This is a genomic window from Zhongshania sp. (assembly GCF_041584495.1).
GTDB lineage: Bacteria > Pseudomonadota > Gammaproteobacteria > Pseudomonadales > Spongiibacteraceae > Spongiibacter.
Genome location: NZ_JBFHDY010000271.1, coordinates 1 through 1,625 on the forward strand (window position 1 = coordinate 1; position 1,625 = coordinate 1,625).

The 1,625-nt window shown below is 53.8% G+C and carries 2 protein-coding genes; both read left to right on the forward strand.

The annotated features are described in order from the left end of the window. The coding region (locus ABYP33_RS19010) for a right-handed parallel beta-helix repeat-containing protein (protein ID WP_373092907.1) at positions 1 to 981 on the forward strand (981 nt) is incomplete at its 5' end. A gap of 143 nt (positions 982 to 1,124) precedes the next feature. Beyond that, a partial coding sequence (locus ABYP33_RS19015; RefSeq protein ID WP_373092909.1) for a TonB-dependent receptor plug domain-containing protein occupies positions 1,125 to 1,625 on the forward strand: 501 nt, incomplete at its 3' end.

The following is a 1,625-nucleotide window of genomic DNA, read 5'->3' on the forward strand; positions in this document are numbered from 1 at the left end:
ATGTGTGACAACGTCGACGTAAAGCACAACGAAGTTTTTGACAGCGTGGCCGGTATCGAAATCGAAAACACCCGCCACGCGCTCGTGGAAAACAACTACGCTCACAACAATACCGCCGGTATTCTGGTGTTTATTACCCCGGGCCTGCCAATTAAAACCGCCTACGACATTATTGTGCGCAACAATTTTGTGGTGAATAACAACACCCCGAACTTTGGCGCGCCGGGTTCCATAGTCTCGAAAGTGCCTGTCGGTGTCGGCATTGTGGTCATGGCGGCCGACGATGTGAAAATTGAGGGCAATATCATTACCGGCAATCAGACCGCCGGTATCGTTATAACCGATTTGGCTTTTGTCACCGATGTGGCCAGCGACACGGAAAGCGAGCCTAACCCGGATAACATCCAGATTCTGGATAACCTGATGTTCAATAATGGTGCCGACCCGGTTGCGGAAGTGAAAGCGGCTATGCTGACCAAATTCAAAACTACCGGGCCGGATATTCTCGCCAATGTCGGCAGTGCGCAGGAGCCGGATAACTGCATACTGAATGCCGAGCGTTATACCTCTTTCGGTATTGGCAAGTGGAGCAAGTGTGATATTACAACCACGGCTGACGTCAAAACCTACCTGTTGCCGGCCGACGCAGCACCGCGCGAAATTGAAACCGACGCCGACCGGGTGGCACGCCTGTACAAAGGCATCTGTGCCGGTTGCCACGCTTACAATCTGCGTATGATTGGGCCGCCTGCCATGGCCATTCAGGCGCAGTATTACGACAACCCGCAGGGTATCGCCGATTACCTGGCCAATCCGGTGAAAAAACGCCCGGATTTTCCGCCTATGCCATCACAGGGGCATCTGTCTGAAGAACTCCGCTTGAAAGTGGCTGAGTACATGCTGTGCCTGTCGCCTAAAAAGCTGGAAGCGGTTGCGGCAACACAAGGGCAGGTGGCGAAATGTGAGAAGCCTTCGAATTAAAGGTCTGCCCTTACCCCAACCGTTTTTGTGGGGGGGACAACCCTGTGTCCCCTCTCCTTGGGGAGAGGGCTAGGGTGAGGGGATATTGCTACTGGAGAAGAATAATAATGAAAAAGTACTCGTGCCAATGGGTTTTGGTTCTGATGACAACAACGCTTCCTGCCATCGCCAAAGACCTCTCTCTGGAAGAGGTCGTTGTTACCGCCCAAAAGCGTGAACAGAATGCGCAGACAGTGCCCGTTACTGTAGACACCTTTTCCTCGACGGACGTTGAAAACACCGGTGCCCTGATTCTGGAAGATATGCAGGACTATATTCCCGGTTTTCAGGTGGGCGAGGATGTGCATGGCGGTGGCATCACCCAGTCCCAGTTGATTGTGCGCGGTGTGGAGGGCTCCAATATCAGCACCGGTGGTGATCCTTCCGTTGCCACCTTCTACGATGAAGTCTACCTGCCCAAAGCGGCGACCACGGTAGCCTTTTCCGATATGCAGCAGATCGAAGTTTTGAAAGGTCCGCAGGGCACCCTGTTCGGCCGCAACGCCGCAGCCGGCGTGGTGAATATGATCCCCAATGCGCCGAGTGAAGAAACCGAAGCCATGCTCAGTGCCCGACTGGGTAATTATGGTTTGGGGCGCTACGAA